At 70.2% G+C, this 17,649-nt stretch carries 16 protein-coding genes; 5 read left to right on the top strand and 11 right to left on the bottom strand.

The genetic code is table 11. The annotated features are described in order from the left end of the window. The 6 genes from VGW35_07365 to VGW35_07390 form a co-directional block, all read right to left on the bottom strand. A partial coding sequence (locus VGW35_07365; GenBank protein ID HEV8307471.1) for a methionine synthase occupies window positions 1–754 on the bottom strand: 754 nt, incomplete at its 3' end. Window positions 755–963: 209 nt separating this feature from the next. Further along, window positions 964–2,115, bottom strand: a complete 1,152-nt coding sequence (locus VGW35_07370; GenBank protein HEV8307472.1) for a Fic family protein — start codon at window positions 2,113–2,115, stop codon at window positions 964–966. 104 nt (window positions 2,116–2,219) lie between these two features. Continuing rightward, a complete protein-coding gene (locus VGW35_07375; GenBank protein HEV8307473.1) occupies window positions 2,220–3,695 on the bottom strand; it encodes a methylenetetrahydrofolate reductase C-terminal domain-containing protein in 1,476 nt (491 codons plus the stop codon). Next, entirely contained in the window at window positions 3,692–4,711 is a 1,020-nt protein-coding gene (locus tag VGW35_07380; GenBank protein ID HEV8307474.1) for a methionine synthase, read from the bottom strand. Before VGW35_07380 ends, VGW35_07375 begins: the two co-directional genes overlap by 4 nt. Window positions 4,712–4,786: 75 nt before the next feature. Next, the gene (locus tag VGW35_07385; protein HEV8307475.1) at window positions 4,787–6,232 is read right to left on the bottom strand and encodes a class I SAM-dependent methyltransferase; all 1,446 of its coding nucleotides are present in this window, start codon (window positions 6,230–6,232) and stop codon (window positions 4,787–4,789) included. A 76-nt stretch (window positions 6,233–6,308) separates the two neighbouring features. Next, window positions 6,309–7,427: a methionine synthase gene (locus VGW35_07390; protein HEV8307476.1), complete on the bottom strand. Its 1,119-nt coding sequence runs from the start codon at window positions 7,425–7,427 to the stop codon at window positions 6,309–6,311. Window positions 7,428–7,666: 239 nt separating this feature from the next. Between VGW35_07390 and VGW35_07395 the strand changes: the two genes are divergently transcribed. Genes VGW35_07395 through VGW35_07415 form a run of 5 tightly spaced genes read left to right on the top strand, consistent with a single transcriptional unit; the run spans window position 7,667 to window position 12,159 of the window. Further along, window positions 7,667–8,869, top strand: coding sequence for an amino acid ABC transporter substrate-binding protein (locus VGW35_07395; GenBank protein HEV8307477.1), 1,203 nt, complete (start codon window positions 7,667–7,669; stop codon window positions 8,867–8,869). Next, window positions 8,870–9,613, top strand: a complete 744-nt coding sequence (locus tag VGW35_07400) for an ABC transporter ATP-binding protein (GenBank protein HEV8307478.1) — start codon at window positions 8,870–8,872, stop codon at window positions 9,611–9,613. It begins immediately after the preceding gene. Next, window positions 9,606–10,319: an ABC transporter ATP-binding protein gene (locus tag VGW35_07405; GenBank protein ID HEV8307479.1), complete on the top strand. Its 714-nt coding sequence runs from the start codon at window positions 9,606–9,608 to the stop codon at window positions 10,317–10,319. The genes VGW35_07400 and VGW35_07405 overlap by 8 nt, the downstream gene beginning before the upstream one ends. Further along, a complete protein-coding gene (locus VGW35_07410) occupies window positions 10,316–11,188 on the top strand; it encodes a branched-chain amino acid ABC transporter permease (GenBank protein ID HEV8307480.1) in 873 nt (290 codons plus the stop codon). Before VGW35_07405 ends, VGW35_07410 begins: the two co-directional genes overlap by 4 nt. Then, a complete protein-coding gene (locus VGW35_07415) occupies window positions 11,185–12,159 on the top strand; it encodes a branched-chain amino acid ABC transporter permease (protein ID HEV8307481.1) in 975 nt (324 codons plus the stop codon). Before VGW35_07410 ends, VGW35_07415 begins: the two co-directional genes overlap by 4 nt. Here VGW35_07415 and VGW35_07420 read toward each other — a convergent pair. The 5 genes from VGW35_07420 to VGW35_07440 all read right to left on the bottom strand — a co-directional run bounded on the left by VGW35_07420 (window position 12,138) and on the right by VGW35_07440 (window position 17,617). Continuing rightward, window positions 12,138–13,310 (bottom strand): Na+/H+ antiporter NhaA, encoded by a 1,173-nt coding sequence (locus VGW35_07420; GenBank protein ID HEV8307482.1) that lies wholly within the window; start codon window positions 13,308–13,310, stop codon window positions 12,138–12,140. The two genes, VGW35_07415 and VGW35_07420, sit on opposite strands and share 22 nt — an antisense overlap. Before the next feature lie 968 nt (window positions 13,311–14,278). Continuing rightward, window positions 14,279–15,004, bottom strand: a complete 726-nt coding sequence (locus VGW35_07425) for an ATP-binding cassette domain-containing protein (protein ID HEV8307483.1) — start codon at window positions 15,002–15,004, stop codon at window positions 14,279–14,281. Continuing rightward, window positions 15,004–15,798: an ABC transporter ATP-binding protein gene (locus VGW35_07430; protein ID HEV8307484.1), complete on the bottom strand. Its 795-nt coding sequence runs from the start codon at window positions 15,796–15,798 to the stop codon at window positions 15,004–15,006. Before VGW35_07430 ends, VGW35_07425 begins: the two co-directional genes overlap by 1 nt. Then, window positions 15,798–16,760 carry a branched-chain amino acid ABC transporter permease gene (locus VGW35_07435; GenBank protein HEV8307485.1) on the bottom strand — a complete coding sequence of 321 codons (963 nt, stop codon included), beginning with the start codon at window positions 16,758–16,760 and terminating at the stop codon, window positions 15,798–15,800. The genes VGW35_07430 and VGW35_07435 overlap by 1 nt, the downstream gene beginning before the upstream one ends. Beyond that, on the bottom strand, window positions 16,757–17,617 hold the full coding sequence (locus VGW35_07440; GenBank protein HEV8307486.1) for a branched-chain amino acid ABC transporter permease: 861 nt from the start codon (window positions 17,615–17,617) through the stop codon (window positions 16,757–16,759). The genes VGW35_07435 and VGW35_07440 overlap by 4 nt, the downstream gene beginning before the upstream one ends. Between the last annotated feature and the right edge of the window lie 32 nt (window positions 17,618–17,649).

Raw genomic sequence — 17,649 nt, forward strand, 5'->3', positions numbered from 1 at the left:
ACTCCAGCACGAACTGGTCCGCCCGCGCCTCGAGGAGCGCTGGGAAATAGGGTCGGTAGGTCCGGTCGAACCGGGAGCGGCCGAAGCGGTTTCCGAAGCAGACGTGAAAGGCGAGCTTGGCCCGGACGCCCTCGGTCGCCCTGTTGAAGAGGCGCGCCATCTCCTGACCCGAGACGTGCCCGCGGGCGGGCTCGTCGATCTGGATGAACTCCGCCCCGGCCGCCACCAGGCCCCGGAGCTCCTGGTTGATGACGTCGGCGAAGCGCTCGGCGACGTCGACCACGCCCTTGTAGACCGTGCCCGGGTGGATGCGGGACCCGAAGGTCAGCGGTCCGGCGCACGTCGCCTTGGTGGCGCGCGTGGTGTGGGCTTTGAGGTATGCGAACTCCTTGACGATCCCGAGCCCGCCCTCGGGCGTCTCGATCGAACCGACGGCCTCGTAGCGCGTCTGCTGGTCGTATCCCCAGGGCCCGACCTTCCGGCGGACGGGGATCGGCTGGATCCCCTTGATGATGGCGTAATAGGAGTCCACGTAGCCGTCGAGCCGCCGGACCTCGCCGTCGGTGATGATGTCGAGCCCGGCCCGCTCCATGTCGCGGATCGCGGTGTCGGCGGCGTCGTCGAGCATCTCCTCGAGGTCGGCCGGGCCGAGCTCTCCGGCCTCCCACGCCTTGACGGCGACGTACCACCAGCCGGGCTTCCCGTGGGAGCCGACGACCGTCGCGGGGATCAAAGGCAGCGATGTCGCGGGCATGGAGGTCTCCTCTCCCGAGTTGGCGGTGCGCGGGCGGGGCGCCCTTCTCACCCGCGAACATACACCACGGGTGACGCGTGCGGCAAGCGGATCGGACACATGGGAGCCCACGAGCACGTCGGCGCGAACGATGAACTCCATGGCCGAAGACGACCGAGCGTGGCGACCTCAGCCGCCGGCCGTTCCCGTCCGTCGTCGTCCGCGGGCCGTCAGGGCTCCTCCCCGGGCGTCAGTCGAGCCGGCTCCTCCAGGATGTCCAGGAGGGCCTCCGCGCAGTAGACGCGATCGCGTCGGGCGCGACGGATCTCGGTGAGAATGGACAGCCGCTCCAGCCGCGCCACCGCGCGCTGGGCCGTGGTGAACGCCACGCCCAACTGCTTCGCCGCCCCTTTGATCGTCAGGTACGGGTTGGCCGCGAGCTGGTCGACGAGGGCCAGCGGGGTCCTCGACGCGGCGCCCGCAACAGCCACTCGCCATTGCTCGAGCAGCCGGTTGATTCTTCCGGCCCGGCTCAGCGCGTCTTCCGACTGCCGCGCGACACCGTTGAGGAAGTAGTGTAGCCACTCCGTCCACTCGCCGCGCTCACCGACGCCGCGCAGGCGCTCGTAGTAGTCGCGCCGCGTGGCCTCGAAGAACGCGCTGAGATACAGCAGCGGCGCCGGCACGATGCCGCGCTCGATCAGGAACAGCGTGATGAGCAACCGCCCGACGCGCCCGTTGCCATCAAGAAAGGGATGGATCGCTTCGAACTGGTAGTGGATTAGCGCCACCTGCACGAGCGGCGGCAGGCTTCGGTCGTGAAGGAACTTCTCCCAGTCACCGAGACATGTGATCAACTCGCCAGGAGGCGGAGGCACGTAGACGGCATTGGCCAGCGTGCACCCAGGCGGGCCGATCCAGTTCTGCGACCGGCGAAACTGGCCCGGGGTGGCGTGGTCCCCGCGGACACCCCGCATGAGCTTCTCGTGGAGCTCCCTGACCAGCCTGAGGGAGAGCGGGAGCGTCTTGAGGCGCTTGATTCCATGCTCCAGGGCGATCACGTAGTTGCCGACCTCCCGCAGGTCGGCCGGGCTTCGCTCAACGGCAGCCCCGGCCTCGGCAGCCAGCAGCTCGCCGAGGGTGGCTTGGGTGCCCTCGATCTTGCTGGAGAGCACGGCTTCCCGGCGGATGAACGGCCGGATGAGGAGGTGCGGGTTTGGCAGCCGGGCGCCCTCCCCGGCCAGCTTCCCGACCATGCGGTCGCCATCGGAAAGGGCCCGGACCAGCTCGGGGCTCCACACGATCTCGGGCGGCAGAGGATCGGGCAGGTAGGCCGTGTACCCCTCTGGGCGGCGAAGATGTCGGCCGGGAGCCTTCGTCACGTCAGGTGTTTCTGGGGATTTTCAGGGCCGCTAACAATACCGGGCACTATTAGCGATATTACTCCGATTCGAAAATAAATACCAGGAAGGTGCCTCGCCCGGCGCTACCGAGAACCCGCGGCTGCCGTGGGTGTCTCGGAGGAGCCGGCCTGCGGGCGGACGTCGCGACCCAGGAAATAGTTCAGCCAGGAGGAGGTGCCATGGAGCGACCGGTCCGGGGGCGGGACGAAGACCCGCAGGCCCTCGAGCCGGCGGGCCCGCCGGGCGTGCTCGTAGACCTCGATCCAGATGCACGGCTTCCGCTCGACCTCGCACCAGCCGTCGGTCGAGCCGCCGCACGCCCCGTTCCGCTGGTCCTTCGGGCAAGTCATGGGGCACACGTACTCCATGTACGAGAGGACGCAGTTGCCGCACTCCTTGCAGCCGAAGGTCGGGATCTTCAGGGCCTGTTCGACCGTGCGCGTCAGGGTGACGAGCCCCGGCCGGCGGTCCACCGCGGCGGCCGCGCGCCTGAGGAGGCCGTGCACCGCGGTGCCGGGGACGGGGGCCAGGTGGCTGGCCGCGCTGAAGAGGCGGTGGCGGAGCGTCGAGAAGTGCCACCAGCGGCGCTCGGCGGTGGCGGGCTCGTAGAGAAGGAAGCCATCCCGCCGGCCGAGGGCGAGCGCGGCGGCGGCGGCTTTCCAGTCGGGGGCGAGCGCGTCGGACCGGGCCAGGAGCTCGGCGATCTCGCGGGGACGGCGGGTCAGCCCGACGAGGTAGACGCCGGCGTAGCCGAGTCCCCGCAGCACGGCGATGACCTGGGCCGTCCGCTCGAGGGCCGCCGCCCGGCCGCCGTCGGGGGCTCCGGACTCGCGGCGGACGGCCGTCAGCAGCGGGGGCGCGATCGTGCACCCCGCGAGCTCCCCCGCCGCGATCTTCTCGGCGACCCGCCGGCTGAGCACCGCGACGCAGCCGATCAGGGGGAGGCCGGGGGCATGCTCGTCCCGATAGCGGACCAGCTCCGCGAACTTGGCGGTGTCGAAGCCGAGCTGCGTGATGGCCACGTCCGCCCCGGCGGCTCGCTTCTTTTCGAGCTTCAGGTACTGCAGCATGGTCTCCGCCTCCGTGTACTTGAAGGGGGAGACCGCCACCGCGACGTGAAAGGGGAAACCGGCCGCCCGCCGCTCGGCGACGAGCGCGGTGAGCTGGACCGAGTCGAGGTCGTAGCGTGGCCGCACGGTCGTGCGCTCGGCCGGCCAGTCTCCGGTCATGGCGAACACGTTTTCGAGGCCCAGCGCCTGGAGGCGGTCGAGATCCCGTCCGAGTCCCCGGCGGTCCATCCAGACGCAGGTGAGGTGGACGTTGGGGGTGAGCCCCACGTCGGCGACGGCCCTCGCAATCGGGATGGGATCCTCCCCGGGATGACCGCCGGCGTTGCTCGTGATGCTGGCCGCGGCGATCCGGGGCACGACGGTCAGGGCGGCGGCCCCCCGGGCGTGCTCGGCCAGGCGGCTGCCGCGGCTGGGGGTGATCTCGACCATGACCACGAACTCGCCCCGGGCCAGGCGCTGGCGGAGCTGGTTGACGACGACCCGGTTCATGCCCCGCCGGCCAGCTCGCGGCGGACGAGGGCCGCGCCCTCGACCATGGCCCTGAGCTTCCGGAAGGCGACATCCTGTGGCACGTGGAGAAGACCGCAGTCCGGATTCACGTAGAGCCGCTCGGCCGGCACCACGGCCAGCGCCGTGCGGATGCGCTGGGCCACGGTCGCCGGCGACTCCACGTCGGGCGACTTCACGTCGATGACGCCGAGCCCGAGCTCGAAGGGGCACTTCCACTCCCGGAAGAGCTCGAGCTCCTCGTACCCGCGCCGCGCGAACTCGAGGGTGAGCTGGTGGACCTGAGCCTCGAGGATGCGCGGGAAAAGGTAGCGGTAGGAGCCTTCCCAGGTCGGCTTTCCGTAGCGGTTGCCGAAGCAGATGTGGAGCCCGATCTTAGCCTCGACGCCCTCCACCATCGCGTTCAGGACGCGCACCCCCCACTCGAGGTCGTCGGGAAATCCCGAATAGTAGGGCTCGTCGATCTGGATGTACGCCGCCCCGGCTCGCGCCAGCTCCCGAAGCTCGAGGTTGAGGATCCGCGCCAGGTCCAGGGCCAGCGCGGCCTCTCCGCCGTAATGCTCGTTGCGGATCCGCTTGGCCAGGCAGTGCGGGCCCGTCACCGTGAATTTGACGGCCCGCCGCGTGTTCCGGCGAAGGACGTCCAGGTCCGGCCCGAGACGCAGCGGCGCCATCGGAATCTTCCCGCGGACGATGGCGTCGTAAAAGTCGTAGTAGAAGCGCTTGGAGGCGTGGTCCACCTGGACGCCCGGGAGCCGCACCAGAAAGTAGTCCACCATGTTGTCGCGCCGCAGCTCGCCGTCGGTGATGATGTCGAGGCCAGCCATCTCCTGGTCCTTGATGGCGGCCTTGGTGACGGCGTCGTGGATCTCGTCCAGCTCGTGGGCGCTGATCCGGCGGAGGAAGAAGTCCGTCTTGAGGCGCTCGAGCCAGCCGGGCATCGAGTAGGACCCCACCACGGCCGTCGGGAGGATCGGGCGGGCGTCGAGCTCCCGCATGGCGTCAGTTGAGCCTGGGGGGGAGCGGCGGCGCTCCACGCCATGGGTGGGCGAGGGTCATGGGCTCACCGCCTGTCAGTCCTTGAGTGACGTCGTCAACACCGTGATCGCCGAGCCGGGCCGGTAGCGGAAGGGAGTCGCGTCCACCCGGTAGCCGAGCCGGTCGGCCGCCGCCCGGATCAGCGCCCCGTTCACCCAGTTTACGATGCTTCCGTCGAGCTTGCCGGGGCCCCGGAAGCCCCGGTTGTAGTCGGCCAGGTCGGTCACGAACAGGTCCTGCACCTGCAGGATCCCCTTGGGATGGAGGAGCGGGAGGGTGCGAACGAACGACTGTACCGCTCCGTTCGACAGGTGGCAGCGGAGGTCGCGCGGGCAGCGGTCGAGACAGTCCGCGAGGACCTCGGGATCCAGGCCAGGGACGGGCGGCGCGTCCCGGACGTCGGGGATGGGGACGTAGCGCTCCTCCAGTCGGACGAGCCGCCACAGCTCCCGCCAGAACCGCACGCCGTCGGTCGGGTCGGGGAACGCATCGGGGCCCGTCCGGAGGAGGAACTCGAGCTGGCGGAGGAGGCGGTCCGGCTCGATCCCGTGGGTGCCCGCGATCTCGGCGGCGGCGTCGCGGGCCACGTAAGCGCGGCCCTCGACGAGGTAGAGGTGACCGTCGCGCCTGGCGACCTCGTCGGTGGGCAGGTTGTCCCACAGATTCGACAGGTGAATGAACAGGATCTTGTAGCGGAGGAAGGACAGGGTCTTGAGCGGGTCCAGGGCATCCAGGGCGATGAACGACACCTTGTCGACGTGGTGCAGGACGTTGCCGTGGGCCCGCTCGAGCATCGGCATCGAGTAGTCGGAGAGCAGGAACCGGACCCGGCCGTAATAGTCCTTGGCGTGCGATTCGGCGAGGTCACGGAAGCGGTCGAGCCAGAGGCCGGCGCGCTCGCCGGTGCCGGCGCCGATCTCGAGGACGAACAGCTCCGGCGGCAAGACTCCGCGCTTGTCGAGGGCCCGGAGGCCGTCGAAGAACTGCTGGACGCCCTCCTCGATCTGGGCCGGGTTGGAGGCGTCCGACTTGCCGCCGGGCAGAGCCGCCTCGAAGCCCCGCTGGAAGGTCCGCTCCCAGTGGTCGATCTCGCGCCAGTAGAGCGCGTTGAACCGCCAGATCAGGCTGCTCCGAAGGGGACCGAATTCCTCGAGGTACAGTCGGTCGCTGCGCGCCGCGGCATCCGCCAGCAGGTGCCGGAGCGCCGCCTCCGCAAGCGGCTCGAGCGTCTCGGGATCGGACTGCCGGAGGTCGACGGCCAGCTCGTGGACGGCCGGCGCGCCGCCAGCGCCGACCGACCGGCGCTCGACGATCGGCTCGCGGAAGGTCTGCCGGTACTGGCACCAGTCGAAGCGGATGTGGAGATCGGCGACGGGGATGCCCCCCGCGCGGCAGCGCTCGACGGCCCGGAGGACCGCGGCCACCATCGCGTCGCCCGGGGTCGCTTTCGGATTGTGGAGGTACGGAAGCTCGATCAGCACGGGGAGGCTCGCTCGATCGTCGGCGCGGGCCTCAAGGGCCCCCGGGCCGAAGTTCCCTCGCGTCCGGAGGCGGCCGTCAGGATCGGGTCGTCGGCGCGCCCCAGACTTGGCGGGCGGTATCCACCACCAGCTCGAGCTTGGCCCACTGCGCCTCCTCGGAGAGCAGGTTGCCCTCCATGGTGGAGGCGAAGCCGCACTGCGGGCTGAGGGCCAGGCGCTCGAGCGGAACGTAGCGGGAGGCCTCGTCGATGCGCCGGCCGAGCTCGGTCGGCGACTCGAGCTCCGGCCGCTTGCTGCTCACCAGTCCCAGTACCACCGCCTTGTCCCGCGGGACGAATCGCAGCGGGGCGAATGTGCCGGAGCGCGCGTCGTCGTACTCCAGGAGAAAGCGGTCCACCTCGAGTGAGCCGAACAGCTTCTCCGCGATGGGGTCGTAGCCGCCCTCGGCGTACCAGTGGCTCCGGTTGTTGCCCCGGCAGAGGTGGATGGCCACGGTCACGCCCGGGCGTCGGGCGCCTTCCAGGCAGGCGTTGTCGGCCCGGACGGCCTCGTCCAGGGCGGCCTCCGGATCCAGCCCCATCTCGGTTCGGATGTAGTCTCGCCATTTGGGATCGACGTAATAACTGTAGCGCGGCGCGTCGATCTGGACGTAGTGTACGCCCTCGTCGACCAGCGCCTGCACCTCGGACCTGATGATCGGCACGATGTCCCACAGGAGGTCCGAGTGGCTCGGGTAGACCTGGTCGGTGACGCCGTGCTTGTACGCGATGGCCGGAAACTGGGTGGCGCTGGGCAGCGTCATCTTGATCGCGCCGGGACTGTGCTGGTTGAGAAAGGGAAGCTCGTGGGCGGTGAGGCGGCGGCGCGGCCGGAGCTTGGCGGTCACGATGCCCGTCACGCTGCTCACCCCGGCGGGCGCGCCGGCCCCGGCGCGCCACGTGCGCGCGACCGTGTCGCCGAGGTCGAAGCCCTCCACCGAATCGACGAGGTCGCTCATGAAGTTCCGTCGCCGCAGCTCGCCGTCGGTGAAGATCTCGAAGCCCAGCTCCCGTTGCTTCGCGAGCACGCGGAGGATCTCCCGGTCCTCGAGCGCCCGCCGGCGCTCGGCGTCCATCCCGGCGTCGGCCTGGGCTTTCACGAGCTCCGGGGGTCGCAGGAAGCTGCCTACCTGATCGGCCCGGTACGGGGTGGTCATCTCAAGTCTCCCGGGGGTGTACACGCTCGGGCGAGCGGACTCCCTTTCCCATCCGATTGACACCGGCTGGCTTTCTTGGATAACGTCAGCCACGTTAGGGGCGCCGGGCGGCCGGTGTCAAGGGCGTTGTGCCCGCCCGGCGATCCGGAATCGCCGAGGGCGCCGCATCGCCGTCCCGAGCGTCCACAACTGCCCGGACGGCCACATCCGCGCAGCAGGGCATCACCCAGGAGGACGTCATGACGCGACGTGCGTGGTTCCGAGGGGGCTTCGCTCTGGTCCTGGCGGTCGGACTCGCCGCGTGGCCGACGATCACGACGGCCCAGGGGATCAAGGTGGGTGCGGCGGTGCCGCTGACCGGGCGATACGCGGCCGGCGGAGCCCAGGTCCGGGCGGGGTACGAGATCGCCGTCGAGGACGTCAACCGGGCGGGAGGCGTCACCGTGGGCGGGGCGAAGCGGCCTCTGGAGCTGGTGCTGCTCGATGACGAATCCGATGCCACCAAGACGGTGAGCCGCCTGGAGACGCTGGCGGCTCAGGGCGTCGTCGCCTATCTGGGCGGGTTCGGCTCCGATCTCCACGCGGCGGCGGCGTCGGTGGCCGAGAAGAACAAGATCCCCTATCTCGGCGTGGCCTTCGCGCTCCACAAGATCCACCAGCAAGGGTTCCGCTATCTCTTCTCGCCCTTCTGGAAGTCGCCCGACATCGGGCGCGAGCTGGTCGGCCTGCTCGGCTCCATTCCGGCGGCGGACCGCCCCAAGCGCGCGGCCATCTTCCAGGAGAAGACCGACTGGGGCCGGGAGATGGCAGCGGCCTGGACGGAGGCCGGCAAGGCGGCGGGGTATCAGGTCGTCGCGCACGTGGAATACGCCCCGGGAGCGAAGGACTTCGCCGACGGGATCCTCAAGGCCAAGTCCGCCCAGGCCGACGTCGCCTTCGCGCTCCCGACGCCGCCCGACGGCATGACCCTCGTCAAGCAGATGAGGGAGCTCGACTTCAACCCCAAGCTCGCGCTCTTTATCCGGGCTCCGGACCCTCCCGTCTGGGCCAAGAACCTGGGCAAGGACGGTGACTACGTGCTCCTCGCCCCCGGCTGGCATCACGCCGTGAAGTATCCGGGGGTGGCCGAGCTGAACGAGGCGCACCAGAAGCGCCTCGGGCGCCCGGCCGATCCGATCACCGGGCCGTCGTACGCGTGCGTGCAGATCCTGGCCGCGGCGCTCGCCAAGGCCGGCAGCCTCGACCGCGAGAAGATCCGCGACGCCGTCGCCGCCACCGACATGACCACGGTCATCGGCCCGGTCAAGTTCCGGCCCGACGGCACCGGGATCGTCCAGTCCGTGTTCATCCAGTGGCTCAACGGCAAGCAGGAGCTGGTCTGGCCCAAGGAGTTCGCCACCGCCCCACTGGGCTATCCGGCGCCGGCCTTCTCCAAGCGCTGAATGGCGCTCCTCACGCTCGAGGGCGTCTCCAAGGCCTTCTCGGGCGTGCAGGCGGTGCGTCAGGTGAGCTTCACCGTGCCCGAGGGCGCAGTCCTGGGCGTCATGGGGCCGAACGGCTCGGGCAAGACGACGCTCTTCAACCTGATCGGTGGGGCCCTCCGGCCCGACCGGGGCCGGATCCGGCTCCGCGAGGCGGACATCACCGGGCTCAGCCCCCACCGGGTCTGTGCCGGGGGCATCGCCCGCACGTTCCAGCACGTCCGTCCGTTCCCGGGCCTCACCGCGCTCGAGAATGTCCTGGTGGGACAGCTCTACGGCCGGCGGGGCACGCGGGGCCGGACGGCGGCCGGGGAGGCCGAGCGCCAGCTCGCGCTGGTCGGGCTCGAGGGCAAGGGGCATCTCAAGGCCAGCCGGCTCACCCTGATGGAGCGCCGGCGCCTCGAGCTGGCGCGCGCCCTGGCCACCGGTCCCGACCTTCTCTTGCTCGACGAGTTCATGGCCGGCCTGAACGAAACCGAGACGGCCGAGGCGATGCGGATGATCCGCCGGGTCCACGGCCAGGGCGTCACGCTCGTCCTCGTCGAGCACATCGTCTGGGCCCTCCTCGACCTCTCCCAGCGTATCGTCGTCCTGAGCGCCGGGGAGAAGATCGCCGACGGGCCCCCCGGCGCCGTCGCCGCCGACCCGGCGGTCGTCGACGCGTACCTCGGCCGCGCGGGGCCCGGCGGGAGCCCGCGTGCTTGAGGTCCGCGACCTGGACGCCTCGTACGGCGAGTTCCGGGCCCTGTCGGGCGTGAGCGTCCGCATCGCGGCCGGGGAAATCGTCGCGCTGGTGGGTTCCAACGGAGCCGGGAAGACGACGCTCCTGCGCTGCATCGCGGGTCTCACGCGGCCCCAGGCCGGCGTCGTCCGGTGGGAGGACGAAGAGCTCAGCCGGCTGGCGCCCCACCGGATCGTCGACCGCGGCATCGCGATGGTCCCCGAGGGGCGGCGCCTGTTCGGCCGGATGACCGTCGAGGAGAACCTGGTGCTGGGCGCCTTCACCGCGCGGGCCCTCCGCGAGAAAGACGCGACCCTGAGCCGCGTCCACGAGATCTTCCCGCGCCTGCGCGAACGACGGCGGCAGCTCGCGGGGGCGCTCTCGGGCGGCGAGCAGCAGATGGTGGCCATCGGACGCGCGCTGATGTCCCGGCCCCGGCTCCTCATGCTCGACGAGCCCTCCCTCGGCCTCGCCCCGCGGGTGGTCGACGCGATCTTCGAGGTCTTTGCCGAGATCAATCGGGCCGGCGTCTCGATCTTCCTGGTGGAGCAGAACGTGCGGGCATCCCTGGCGCTCGCCCACCGGGGCTATCTGCTCGAGCATGGCCGGATCGTCGGGCAGGGGCGGGGGGCCGCGCTCCTCGACGATCCCGAGGTGCGGCGGGCGTATCTGGGGCCGCTGGCCCTGTGAGGATCCTCCTCCAGCAGCTCGTGCTGGGCCTCCTGCTGGGCGGCCTTTATGGCCTGGCGGCGGCCGGGCTGTCGCTGATCTTCGGCGTCCTCAAGGTGCTCAACGTCGCCCACGGGGAGCTGATCATGGTGGGCGGCTACGTGGCCTTCTGGCTCTTCGCCCTGCTCGGGCTCGACCCGTTCGTCTCGCTCCTCCTCGTCATCCCGCTGTCGGCGGCGCTCGGCCTCGGGCTCTACGGGGCCGTCTTCGGCTTCGTCGTCCGGCTGGACGAGGAGACGCGGATCAAGAACTCGCTCCTGGTCGGCTTCGGGCTCGCCCTGACCCTCCACGCTCTGGCCGTCCGGCTCTGGACCGCGGACGAGCGCTCGATCACGACGGCTTACGGCGGCCAGGCGATCGTCGTGGGCGGGCTGGTCCTGCCGCTGGCGCGCCTCCTGAGCCTGGGCGTGGCGCTCGCTCTGATCGCCCTCACCCACCTCTTCCTGAGCCGGGCGCGCTGGGGTCAGGCCATCCGGGCGACGGCGGAGGACTGGGAGGCCGCGTCTCTGCTCGGGATCGACGTGCGGCGGGCCTACTTGCTGGCCTTCGCGATCGGCACCGGTCTGGCCGGCGCCGCCGGGAGCCTCGTGAGCGTCGGGCATTCCATCAGCCCCGCCATCGGGCTCGAGTGGACCTTGAAGGCTCTCATCGTCATCGTCCTGGCCGGGCTCGGCTCCGCCTTCGGGACCTTCGTGGGTGGCCTGGTGCTCGGCCTGGCGGAGGCGGCCAGCGCCACCGCCTTCGGCGGGCCGTATCGCGAGGTCGTGGGACTGCTCCTCTTCTTCTGTGTCCTGATCGCGCGGCCCCAGGGGTTGTTCGGTCGTCCGTGACGCCGCTCTACCGGGTGGACGTCGGCTGGCTGGCCGGCATCGTCCTGGCGCTGGCCGGCCTGGGCCTCCTGCCGCTGGCCGTCCGGCGGGAGGATCTGCTCAACCTCGGCGTCCTCTTTCTCCTGTCGGTGACCCTGGCTCAGAGCTGGAACATCATCGCCGGGTTCGCCGGACAGGTGAATCTCGGCCACGCCGCGTTCTTCGGCCTCGGGTGCCTGGTCACGCGGAGCCTGTGGATCGCGGGGATGCCGATCCCCCTCGCCATGACGGCGGGCGCCGCGGCCGCGACCGCCGCCGGCATCGCCCTGGGCCTGGCCGCCTTTCGGCTGCGGGGAGCCTACTTCGCGATCGGCACCCTGGCCCTGGCGGAGATCCTGCGCATCACGGTCGGCAACGTGCTCCCGGAGATTTCGACGCTGCCGGCCCCGGCCATCGCGGGCTACCGCCTGACGGCGCGCTACTACCTGGCGCTCGCCCTGGCCCTCGGGTCGGTCCTCGTCGTGACGGCGCTCGCGGGCTCCCGTCTCGGCCTCGGCATGCAGGCCGTGCGCGAGGACGAAGCGGCAGCCGAGGCGTCAGGCGTCGGGGCCTTCGGCCTCAAGCTCCGGGCGGTCGCGCTGTCGACGGCCCTGGCCGGTCTCGCCGGCGGGCTCTTCGCCTACTACCACATCAGCTTCTATCCCCAGCATCCCTTCAGCCCGACATGGACCTTCGACGCGGTGCTGATCACCTTCATCGGGGGCGTGGGGACTCTCCAGGGTCCCGTACTGGGCGCCGCCTTCTACGTCGTCTTCAAGGAGTACCTGGCGATCCGCTGGGTCGACGTTCACCTCCTCATCTTCGGGGCCCTCTTCGTCGTCATCGTGGTGCTCCTGCCCGGGGGCCTCACCGAGGCGGCCCATCGACTCGCCGCGCGGCTCTCCACGCGCCCGCGCTCGAGGAGGGGATCTCAGCCGGGCATCGAGAGATAGCGCTCCCGCCCGAAGCGGCCGACCTTCAGCACGACGGCTAACGCCACGGCAATCCCGCCACTCCCGAAACTCAAGAGCGCGCCCATCTTCGTCTCAGACAGTAAGCGTATCTCGCCGGGAAACGCCGCCGTCGCGAAGAACAGGGAGACCGTGAAGCCAATCCCGGCGGCCAGCCCCACGATGCTCATGTCGGCCCACGTCACCCCCGACGGCCGACGGAGCCCTCCCAGCACACCCGCCGCCGTCACCAGGAGAATCCCCACCGGCTTCCCGATGATCAGACCGGCCAACACGACCCAGGTTCCCGCCCCCACGCTGGACACCGGCACTCCGGCGTTCACCAGCGCAAAAAAAAACAGAATCACCTGAACGGGGACGTGCCACCACTGCGCGAATCGGTTGAGCGGATCCGTCGCTCCTCGCTCCTGGGGACACAGGATGCCTCGGTCCCGTTCCTCATGTGGAATGAAGGGGATGACAGGGACGAGGGCCAACGCGGGATGGAGACCGCCCCGGAACAGCGCCGTCCAGGAAACCGTCCCGGCTAACAGGATGTACGCCCAGAAGTTGGCCACGGATCGACGCCGCAAAAGCCAGGAAACCAGGATCGCCCCCGCCAGGATCGCGACGCACTCACCCAGGCGTGTCTCCCCGGCCGGGTAGAAGACCGCCAGAATCACCAGGCCCAGCGCATCGTCCGCAATCGCCAGCAGCAGCAGGAATGGGATGGCCGGATGCTGGGCGCCGAAGATGAGACGGGATACCAGGTAGCTGAAGGCGATATCGGTGGCGCACGGAATGGCCCAGCCATGCGCCAACTCGCGCTGGCTCAGCCAGAGAGACAGCCCGACGTGAATCACCGCCGGCGCGAGCATACCTCCCATTGCTGCCAGCAGCGGCATCGCGGCCCGGCGGGGCGACTCCAGTGGGCCGCCCGGCAGGACGGCCTCGACAACCTCCTTCATCGCGAGCCCGAAGAAGAACACCATGCCGACGTCGTTCACCGGAAAGTGGAGGGCGTGGCTGACAGCCGCGTACGAGGCCGGAGCCGCGTTAGCCCAGACCAACCCGCCCGCCGCGCCGACGACGATCAGGAGCGAAGGATCGAGGACGAACTCGACTGCTGCTCGCAGGATATGCCAACCGGTCATCGTAGAAGCTTGAGACCGAGGATCAGCACCATCGAGACCAGCAACATCAGCAGGGCAACGACGAGCCCCTCGTACCCCTCTTTGATCTTCATCCGTCTTCTCCTCCATGTATCCACCCGTCGAGTTGTGGCGGCCCGGGCGGGCAGCGATCGGATGGCGCCGCGATCGAGTCTCATGCCCACCCGGGTGCTATCTCTCCGGGGGCACGAGCGCTCAGGACGGAGGAGCCGAACTAGCGGCTAGTGGTCGTCGGAGGAGGGGACGGATCCAGCCGGCCGAGGATGAATCCGGCGAGGTGGCCTGAAGGGCGGCTTGAGCGGATACGCCGGCGAAAGACGACGGATCGAGGGCTGATGCCTGTCGTCCGGGATGTCCAGGGGCGCCGGTTGGGCAGAAGGAGCGGTGACGACTTCTTGGTGTCCGCGAAACTCACCGCCCCGCATGGCATCTACCGACTCATTCGCGTTGAAAGAGACTGCACCCGGCATCAACGGATTTCCAAAGTCGAGCGTGAGGTAGACGAGCAAAGCGAGAGTGAGATACGGCATCGGCAGGAATCTTGCCGGAATGGCGTGAAGTCTGTCAAGTGGTCCGAGCTCCTCTGCGCGAGGCGGAGGAGCATGGCCGCGCTCGGTGGTAATGGGCGCGGGTAGTGTCCTAATCTGGAGGGATACTGGACCGCCGACGCCGCGACGCCGATGCCCGCGGACGGCTGGTGGGCGACCGGCGATCGCGGCCACGTCGATGCGCGCGGCCGGCTGTGCGTGGTCGGGCGGCTGACGGAGATCATCCTGGTCGGGGGCTCGAACGTGGCGCCGGCGCAAGTCGAGCGCGGCTTGCTCGAGTCCGGCCTGGTGGTCGAGTGCGCGGTGGTCGGCGTCGCCGACGCGCTCCACGGCGAGGTGCCGGTCGCCTTCGTCGTGCTCGGCGCGGGCCGCACGGCGGCGCCACCCGCGCGGCGTGCCCCGTCAGGCCCCGGTCGCCGGCGCGACGCCACCCCCGATCACGCGGAGCACGGCCGGCTCGCGGACGACGTCGCCCGGGGGCCCGTGATAGATGATCTCGCCCCGCTCCAGCACGTAGAGGCGGCTCGCCTGGGGTGGAACGTGGTGGATGTTCGACTCGGCCAGCAGGATGCCGCAGCCGAGGCGCGCGATGGCCCCGATGCTGTCGGTGATCTGCGGAATGATAGCCGGCGCGAGGCCCTCGAAGGGCTCGTCCAGGAGCAAGAGCTCCGGATCCAGCGCGAGGGCGCGCGCGATCGAGAGCATCTTGCGCTCGCCGCCCGACAGGCGAGTGCCGCCCCGCGCGGCATAGGCCCGGAGCCTCGGGAAGACGGCGTAGGCGCGCTCCACGCGCTCCGGCGCCGGCCGCGCGGTGCCGCGCGTCCACGTCGCGATCTCGATGTTCTCCGCCACCGAGAGGTCGCCGAAGATCCCGCAGTCCTCGGGGGCGAAGGCCACGCCGAGTCGGGCGATCTGGTAGGTCCGGAGCCCCGCCAGCGCCCGGCCGCGGAACGCGATGCGCCCCGAGGCGGGGGAGCGGTACCCCATGATGGTGCGCAGGGTCGTCGTCTTCCCGGCGCCGTTGCGGCCGACCAGGCAGACGAGGGCCCCCGGGTCCACGCGAAGCGAGACGTCGCGCAGGATGTGGCTCGTCTCGATGAAGACGTTGAGCCCGTCGACCTCGAGCATCAGGCGGACGGGGTGGGACGGGCCAGGCCGGGCCCGGGGTGCGCGGCTGGCGGCCGCCCGATGACGGCGGCCACGACCGCCTCGTCGCCGCGGATGGCCCCGGGCGGGCCGTCGGCCAGGATCTTGCCCTGGTGGAGGGCGACGATCCGGTCGGAGTAGCCGAACACGATGTCCATGTCGTGCTCGACGAGGATGATGGCCTGGATCCCGATCCCCTTCGAGGCCGTGACCAGCATCTCCATGATGGTCGTCTTGTCACGAGTGGAGACGCCGCTGGTCGGCTCGTCGAGCAGGATCACCTCCGGTCGCAACGCGAACGCCGACGCCACGTCCAGGAGCTTCTTGTCCCCCTGCGGGAGCTGGCGGGCTTGGCGGTGCCGCTTGTCAGCCAGTCCGAAGAGCCCGGCCACTTCGAGGGCGGCCTGCCGGACCTCACGGTCGCCGGCCAGCGAGGCGAAGACGCGGGTGCCGCGCCCGAGCCGCGACACCACCGCCGCCTCCAGGGTCTCGAGCACGGTGAGCTCGGGGAAGACCTGGACCAGCTGGAAGCTCCGGACCAGGCCCAGCCGGGCTAGCCGGACGGGGCCGATCCCGCTGATGTCCTGCTCCCTGAAGCGGACCCTGCCCGCCGTCGGCCGGAGGGCCCCGGTGAGCACGTTGATCAGGGTCGACTTGCCGGCGCCGTTGGGCCCGATGATGGAGACGAACTCCCCGGCCCGGATGCCGAGGCTCACCCCGTCCAGTGCGCAGAGGTTACCGTAGAACTGCACGATGCCCACGGCTTCCAGGATCATCACGCGCGGGCCGCCCCGGGGGTCGGGTGCCGGCGGCGGGTGAAGAGGCCCATCAGCCCCCCCGGGGCGCAGATCACGAGGAAGGCCAGAATCGCGCCGAAGACGAGCCGCCAGTATGGCACCACCGACATCACCGTGTCCTGCAGGTAGATGAAGACGAAGGCTCCCAGCACGGGGCCGAAGAAGTGCGCGAAGCCCCCGAGCAGCGTCATGAACACGATGTTGCCGGAGTGCGTCCAGTAGGCGAGCGTCGGGTCGACGTTGCCGGTGGGCGGCCCCAGCAGCGCGCCGCCGACCGCGGCGTACACGGCGGAGATCGTGAACGCGTACCAGCGATAGCGGACGACCCCGATGCCCAGGCTCTCGGCCTTGACCGGATTGTCGCGGATGGTGCGGAGGCAGAGCCCGAACGGCGACCGGACGATCCGCCACATGCCGAAGGTGGCGAGCGCCAGGACGGCCGCCGAGTAGTAGTAGTAGGGACCGACCAGGTAGGCGACCTTCGGCATTTCGCCCAGATCCTGCCCGAGGAGCCAGGGGCGGAGCACGCGCATCCCCTCGTCGCCCCCGGTGATCCCGTAGAACTTCAGCAAGAACGTGTAGAAGACCATGCCGAAAGCCAGCGTGAGCATCCCGAAGTAGATCTTGACGTACCGCACGCAGAGAGCGCCCACCGGGGCCGCCACGGCGGCCGCCGCCACCGCGGCGGTGAGCAGGATCACCTCCAGCGAGCGGACCCTGGTGTGCGTGGTGAGGACGGCGCCCGTGTAGGCCCCGATCCCGATGAAGAGCGCGTGGCCGAAGGAGACGAGGCCGGTATAGCCGAACAGGAGGTTGAGGCCCAGCAGGATGACGGCGTAGGCCATGAAGGGCAGCATGAGCGTCAGCTGGTAGGTCGGCGCCACCAGCGGCAGCACGAGCACGCCCGCCGTCACCGCTCCCAGCACCAGGCGACCCGTCATACCGCGACCTCGCCGAAGATCCCGCGCGGCCGGAGGACGAGGACTCCGATCACGATCAGATAGATCAGGAGCATCTCCAGCTCGGGGTACACCGAGATGGCGACGGCCCGCAGGACGCCGACCACCAGGGCCCCCACGAAGGCGCCGCGCATGCTGCCGAGCCCCCCGATCACCACCACCGCGAAAGCCTCGACGATCAGCTCGATGCCCATCTCGCTCATGGCCGCCGTGGCCGGGATGACCAGCGCCCCGCCCAGGGTGCCGAGGGCGGTGCCGAGGGTGAACACCCGGGCGTAGACCGAGGCCATGTTCACCCCCAGCGCCTCGGCCATCTCCCGGTTCTCGGCCGTCGCCCGCACGATGCGGCCGAACGCGGTGCGGGTGAGGAACCAGCCGATGCCGGCCGCGATGGCGAGGCTCGCCCCGATGACGACGAGGTTGTAGGTGGGCACGGTCGCGCCGAGCAGGCGGACCTGGCCGTAGACGAGGTAGAGCCCGGCCGTCGACTGCGGTGCCGTTCCCCAGGTCATCCGGATGGCGTCCTCGAGCATCAACACCAGCGCGAAGGTCAGCAGGAGCTGGAACGTCTCGTCGCGGTCATAGACGAAGCGCAGCAGGCCCCGCTCCACGACCACGCCGACGAGGCCGACCAGCAGGCCCGCCAGGGCCAGGGGAAGCAGGAAGAGCCCGGGCGGTCCTCCGGCCCCGATGAAGGCCTGGACTGCCGAGATGCCCACGTAGGCGCCCAGGGCGTAGAAGGAGCCGCAGGCGAGATTGAAGATCTTCTGGACCCCGAAGATCACCTGGAGGCCCGCCGCGACCAGGAAGAGGATCGCGGCGTGGAAGATGCCGCCCATCAGCACGTTGACGACGTGCGCCGCCACCGATT

It is taken from the genome of Candidatus Methylomirabilota bacterium (genome assembly GCA_036005065.1).
Lineage (GTDB): Bacteria > Methylomirabilota > Methylomirabilia > Rokubacteriales > DASRDR01 > DASYQW01.

Coding starts and splice junctions, on each gene's coding strand:
- VGW35_07395 (HEV8307477.1), top strand. CDS start 7,667: ATGACGCGACGTGCGTGGTTCCGAGGGGGCTTCGCTCTGGTCCTGGCG.
- VGW35_07430 (HEV8307484.1), bottom strand. CDS start 15,798: ATGATCCTGGAAGCCGTGGGCATCGTGCAGTTCTACGGTAACCTCTGC.
- VGW35_07400 (HEV8307478.1), top strand. CDS start 8,870: ATGGCGCTCCTCACGCTCGAGGGCGTCTCCAAGGCCTTCTCGGGCGTG.
- VGW35_07425 (HEV8307483.1), bottom strand. CDS start 15,004: ATGCTCGAGGTCGACGGGCTCAACGTCTTCATCGAGACGAGCCACATC.
- VGW35_07375 (HEV8307473.1), bottom strand. CDS start 3,695: ATGAACCGGGTCGTCGTCAACCAGCTCCGCCAGCGCCTGGCCCGGGGC.
- VGW35_07380 (HEV8307474.1), bottom strand. CDS start 4,711: ATGCGGGAGCTCGACGCCCGCCCGATCCTCCCGACGGCCGTGGTGGGG.
- VGW35_07435 (HEV8307485.1), bottom strand. CDS start 16,760: ATGACGGGTCGCCTGGTGCTGGGAGCGGTGACGGCGGGCGTGCTCGTG.
- VGW35_07390 (HEV8307476.1), bottom strand. CDS start 7,427: ATGACCACCCCGTACCGGGCCGATCAGGTAGGCAGCTTCCTGCGACCC.
- VGW35_07420 (HEV8307482.1), bottom strand. CDS start 13,310: ATGACCGGTTGGCATATCCTGCGAGCAGCAGTCGAGTTCGTCCTCGAT.
- VGW35_07440 (HEV8307486.1), bottom strand. CDS start 17,617: ATGGGCGGCATCTTCCACGCCGCGATCCTCTTCCTGGTCGCGGCGGGC.